Annotated in this window: 4 protein-coding genes; 1 reads left to right on the plus strand and 3 read right to left on the minus strand. The window is 39.4% G+C overall.

What is annotated here, in order from left to right; all coding sequences use genetic code 11:
- Nucleotides 1-25: 25 nt before the first annotated feature.
- Nucleotides 26-1,732 (plus strand): tetratricopeptide repeat protein, encoded by a 1,707-nt coding sequence (locus VB654_RS13560; RefSeq protein ID WP_323214297.1) that lies wholly within the window; start codon nucleotides 26-28, stop codon nucleotides 1,730-1,732.
- Between the two features lie 26 nt (nucleotides 1,733-1,758).
- Here VB654_RS13560 and VB654_RS13565 read toward each other — a convergent pair whose 3' ends face one another.
- From VB654_RS13565 to VB654_RS13575, 3 genes are all read right to left on the minus strand, one after another.
- Nucleotides 1,759-1,968 (minus strand): hypothetical protein, encoded by a 210-nt coding sequence (locus tag VB654_RS13565; protein ID WP_323214298.1) that lies wholly within the window; start codon nucleotides 1,966-1,968, stop codon nucleotides 1,759-1,761.
- A 371-nt stretch (nucleotides 1,969-2,339) separates the two neighbouring features.
- On the minus strand, nucleotides 2,340-3,953 hold the full coding sequence (locus VB654_RS13570) for an alkaline phosphatase D family protein (RefSeq protein WP_323214299.1): 1,614 nt from the start codon (nucleotides 3,951-3,953) through the stop codon (nucleotides 2,340-2,342).
- Nucleotides 3,954-4,131: 178 nt separating this feature from the next.
- Nucleotides 4,132-5,100 (minus strand): DUF1517 domain-containing protein, encoded by a 969-nt coding sequence (locus VB654_RS13575; RefSeq protein ID WP_323214300.1) that lies wholly within the window; start codon nucleotides 5,098-5,100, stop codon nucleotides 4,132-4,134.
- Nucleotides 5,101-5,408: the final 308 nt, after the last annotated feature.

The following is a 5,408-nucleotide window of genomic DNA, read 5'->3' on the forward strand; positions in this document are numbered from 1 at the left end:
TATCACCAGATTCGCAGAATGATAGATGGACTGGATTACAATACTGCGATCGCTACAATCCGATTTTATTAAAAGGTTAACATCCGGTTTTTTACTTCATTGTGAAATAGAAGGTCAATATAGTGAATTAACTGTCATTTCTGGCGAAAGATTAAAGACATTACGCGAATTTTGCTGGCTGATGGCAGAAAAATATAAACGGACTTCACCAGTACGTGACGTTTTTATTAACAATCTCAAGGGCAAACTGGGTGAAGAAGTTGTCAAAGAACGTTTAGCTGATTTGATTACAGAAGTCGATTATGAAACCAAATTTGGCGGCGATGGTAATATTGATTTTACCTTAAATTCTGACTCCAAAATTGGTGTTGAGGTCAAGTCTCGTCATGGTAGTATCGATAAAGTCAGATGGTCAGTTAGTTCCCAAGAAGTTGCCAAAAATGCAGTTGTAGTTTGCGTTTTAATTCAAGAAGAAGTCAACGAAGCACAACCTGAATATCACCTATTTTTAGCTGGTTTTTTGCCAACACAAATGATTAAGTTAAGAACTGGTAAAATCTCCTTTGGCATCAATCAATTATTATATGGAGGTGGTTTATGGTGCTATCTAGAACAGTTACAAAATTCTCCTAATCATCAAGATTTTTCCGCTAATTCATCCCCAAATTATCAGATCAACCCTGAATTTTCACAACTGGCTGAAAAGGCAACTGAAAACCTCACCACCCAAACCCCTTCCCTACTAAGTAAGGTAGAGAATTTAAAATCTTTGTCTTTGCAGGAAAAAGGTTTTTTACATACCATAAAAAGTCAGCAAGTTAACTCTTTACAAAATGGCAATCAAAATTTAAATATATATATAAAATTAGGTGATGAATGTTTTGAGAAAAATGAATATGAAGCAGCAATTAATCACTATATCCAAGCATTAAAATTAAAAAATGATCCTGAGATTTATTACAAATTAGGCTTAACTTCCTATCAAATAGGCGATTACGAAGCGGCAATTGTCAATTTTTCTCAAACAATTAAATTGAATTTTCATGATGGTAAAGCATATAATAAAAGAGGTTTAGCTCGATATCAACTAGGAAATTATCAAGAAGCAATAGCAGATTATACTCAAGCAATCAGAATTAATCCTAATGTTGCTGTTGCCTATAAAAATCGGGCTGAAGCTCGTTCTCACATTGGAGATAATCAAGGGGCAATTGAGGATTACACTCAGGCAATCAAAATTAATCCTCATTATGCTGACGCTTATAAAAATCAGGGTATTGCCCGTTATTTCATAGAATATCACCAGGGATTTTCTCAAGCAATTAAAGTTAATCCCCAAGATGCTGTTGCTTACAAAAATCGTGGTGATGCTCGTGCTGATTTAGAAGATTATCAAGGTGCAATTGCAGATTATACTCAGGCTATACAGATTAAATCTAATTATGTAGATGCTTATTATAACCGTGGTAATGCTCGTTATGATTTAGGCGATTACGAGAGCGCAATTGAAGATTACACTCAGACTATTAAGATTAATCCTAATTATGCTCATGCCTATTATAACCGTGGCAATGTTTATTCTGAGCTAGGAGATAAGCAACTAGCAATTGCTGATTTTCGCAAAGCAGCAGATATTTATCGTCGAGAAGGTAAACTAGAAGCACTTAAAGATGCTCGTGAAAGAGTTTCAGATTTAGAAATTGCCGAATCATTAGATATTTTGAATTTCTAAACTTGCTGCACATTGGTGATGCGCCTCTATTTTCGTTCTTCTAATTTCTGCAATTCCTTCTCTGTGCGCTCATAGGGTTTTGACTGTGGTTGCCAGGAAAACAGGTTAATAACAAAGTTATTCATAGCTGTACGAGTCTGGGTACTGGCTGTTCCTAAAGCACCAGGTAATACTTGATCTCCTGCGGCCACAAACAGTAGAAAACCAATGAGTATCAAAGGTATATGTCGTTTCATGTTGAAATGTCCTCACAGATGGGAGTAGCACCGCAGGGCGGAAGTTAAAAGCCACACACAACCCATGTTTTATATACTAGCACTGTTGCAATGGCTGTTACCAGGAATAAAATTGGCAAGGTTTGTGACGTTAAGCGATTGAGTATTTTTTTATTTGTCAGTCCCTAAAAACAACAAAGCCACTAGATAGAATAACTCTCAATACAGTTCATTTAAGCCTAACAGTCAACGTTTAGGTAGTGGCGTGGCAAGCTGAAAATGTTGCATTAGCCAAAATCCATATCATCGGCGTTTTTACCCAATCTACATTTTCTTAACTAAACCGTTTGGAGTAACCCTATCTTAATGGCTACATTCAGCTCAAGGTTGATTTAATTTTCTGGTGGTAAATCTTTGCTGTAAATAATTTCTCCTGCTAAATTACGCAGTGATACGGTCATTTCCTTGGTATAAGCATCAATTTTCACGCCTCCAAAGAATTGTAAACCTTCACTGGGAGGTCGATTTGGCTGCATACCTGGAGGATTACTTTGAAACATTAATTGTGGACCAAAGGTGTTATCTAATTGTCCAGGGCCAAATGTACCAGCGTTGAGAGGCCCGGCGACAAACTCCCAGAAAGGCTTAAAGTCGGTGAATTGTGCCTTGTTAGGGTCGTAATAGTGGGCTGCTGCATAATGTACATCAGCAGTTATCCAAACAACGTTTTTAATATTTCTGCGTTTGATAAATCGCAGTAACTCAGTTAACTCTAATTCTCTTCCCAAAGCTGGGCCGTTGTCTGCATTAGCCCAAGCTTCAAAAGCGTTGGGACCGTCTCGAACTATTAACCCCAAAGGCATATCACTAGAAATTATTTTCCATGTGGCTTTTGATTTCAGCAATTGCACTTTCATCCATTGCAATTGTGATTTGCCCAGCATATCCGTTTCTGCACTTTTTACTGACTGAATATTGTCAGTGTTTGGCCCCCGGTACGTGCGTTCATCCAGCATGAAAATGTCTAGTAATGGGCCATGTTGGAAAGAACGATAAATTTTGGATCTATCAGCACCAAATCTTGTCCTATAGTTCATGGGCATATATTCAAAAAATGCTTGTCTTGCCCTTTGTGCTAGTAAGTTAACATCCTTAACTGTATAGCGGTCATCGCTGAGGAGAAATTCGCCAGGATACCAGTTATTTGTGGTTTCGTGGTCGTCCCACTGCGCTAACATGGGAACTTCAGCATTAAAACGCTTCACATTTTCATCCAGCAAATTGTATTGAAAATTGCCACGAAATTCTTGAAGTGTTTCTGCTACCTTTGATTTTTCTTCTGTGGTGATATTTTTCCAGATTGTGCCATCATCAAGGGTTCTTTCTGCCACGATGGGGTTATCAACATAAACAGTATCCCCACAATGGATGAAAAAGTCGGGATTAAGTTGACGCATGGTTTCGTAAATTTTCATCCCACCAAAGTCAGGATTAATTCCCCATCCTTGACCGGCTGTATCTCCACCCCATACAAAAAATATATCCCGGCCAGTTGTGGGGGGAGTGCGGAATGTACCGCTTACAGGTTCGCTGTAGACGTTTTTATAGTTTAAATCTTGGAAACTGACTCGATAAAATATTTGTTGGTTTGGAGGTAAGTTTTTGAGATTAAATCGGGCTGTAAAATCGTTATTTTCTAGAGCCTGTGGTCCGAACACCCGTCGCACATTACTAAAAGATTCGCTAGTGGAATATTCAATTAGCATTTTGGCAGGGCGATCGCTACGGCTCCAAATTATAATACTATTGTCGGTAATATCTCCAGAAGCAATACCATAAGGTATCCCAGGACGCATTCTGTCAGAGGTAATAATCCCAGGTGGTTTTCCGAAAACTGGTGATTTTGATATCAGATTTGTGGTGATCATTCCGCCGACTGTCACAGCAGAATTTAGTAAAAACTGGCGACGGTTAAACCTCAATGGGTGATTAGAATTTTTACTCATGTTAGCAGCTTCAAGCAAAGTCTTACAAAATAGGTAATTACCACATTCTGTAACGTCAATGTGTAAAGCTTGAGTTATCTAAAGGTTATTAACAGTAGTTTTATTTTTTATAGCAATTAAAGTTAGGGGGTTATAGATATTTCCAGGTAAATAGACCTGGCTCAAACCCCCAAAACCTTTACACTAACTTCAAATCAGGATACTCTGCCAAAATATCATCAGATGTCAGGGTATCGCCTTCAGCTTGGGGAGTCCAAAGCACTTCAATAGCTAAAAGTTGATCACCGGGAATACCACCAATTCGCCGCAAGGCTTGACGCAAATCATCAGCACTGTTGACTTCTGGGACTTCAAATTTGCCTAATGTCGCTGCTAATAAGGTGACAATTAGGTATTCCCCAGGGCCTTCACTAATTAATTGGGTGGGGTTGTCGATTTGGTCAGCAGGTAAAGCTTCTTTATTCAAAGCTGATTTCAACTGGTTGTTGACATTAGATAGAGTTTCTTCGCTAAACTTGCTGCGTTCTGCTAATGACAGCCGATTAAACTGACCTTCAGCCGCATTTAATTTAACTTGCTGCGTACCACCACCTGCATATACCCAGTATTCTGGATGACGGAGTAAAGCTAAACTGGCTTCTTGCAGAATTTCTGCTCTTCCTTCTGGGGAATTAGTATCAGCAGATTCGGCAATTTTGTTGAGTTCGGTTTGCAAACCACGGGCTTGTGCTAATAAACCAACTTGCAAACGAGTTACAGATACAGGAGGGTTACTGCTATAACCTATATCTTCGCCTTCACCACTGCTGACACGGCGGAAGGTTTGCATTAGGAAGTTAGCGATCGCCAAGAAGATTAAGATGGTAAATATACCGCCAAATCCTCCGCCAATACCCCAAAAGGGAATTAAGAACGGAAAGCCAAAGCCACCACCACCAGGATAGTAACCGCCGCCACCAGGACGTGCATAAGTACGAGGTGTGTAGGTACGGCTAGAAGGCGCTCTAAATGAACCTCCGCCGATGCGACCACCACTGCGGGCTGCTAATGCTCCATCTGCATGGCTGAGTGCTAACGTTAACACTAGGCTGAAGACGAAAAAGATTTTGAACAGGGGTTTGATGCTTTGTTTTAATTTGTTACGCATAACACAGACACTTGAAAATGTATTACTTATGATTGCTTTCCAGGCTAGTATAAATGTCGTGCTTCCTGGAATCCAGCCAGATCAGAACCAGTGTTTTGATTGACGGTAGCTCTTTTTAATATTCATTTTTTTTGGCTACATCTCTAATTTACCGCGTCTTATCTTGATTAGACGGTAAGCGGAGGGGGGATTTCTGTAGTAGATAACCGTACATCAGAGATACCCAATATTTACCGCCAGTGGTTCAATTAAGACTCCTATTTAGGGCTGGCTGAAGAAATCTAAAAACATTACAGGTAAAGGATTTG

The sequence above is a fragment of the Nodularia sp. UHCC 0506 genome, assembly GCF_034931045.1.
GTDB lineage: Bacteria > Cyanobacteriota > Cyanobacteriia > Cyanobacteriales > Nostocaceae > Nodularia.

What these genes read in the sequence shown, in the direction of transcription:
- VB654_RS13560 (WP_323214297.1), top strand. Translation starts at nt 26, where the DNA reads ATGGACTGGATTACAATACTGCGATCGCTACAATCCGATTTTATTAAA.
- VB654_RS13565 (WP_323214298.1), bottom strand. Translation starts at nt 1,968, where the DNA reads ATGAAACGACATATACCTTTGATACTCATTGGTTTTCTACTGTTTGTG.
- VB654_RS13570 (WP_323214299.1), bottom strand. Translation starts at nt 3,953, where the DNA reads ATGAGTAAAAATTCTAATCACCCATTGAGGTTTAACCGTCGCCAGTTT.
- VB654_RS13575 (WP_323214300.1), bottom strand. Translation starts at nt 5,100, where the DNA reads ATGCGTAACAAATTAAAACAAAGCATCAAACCCCTGTTCAAAATCTTT.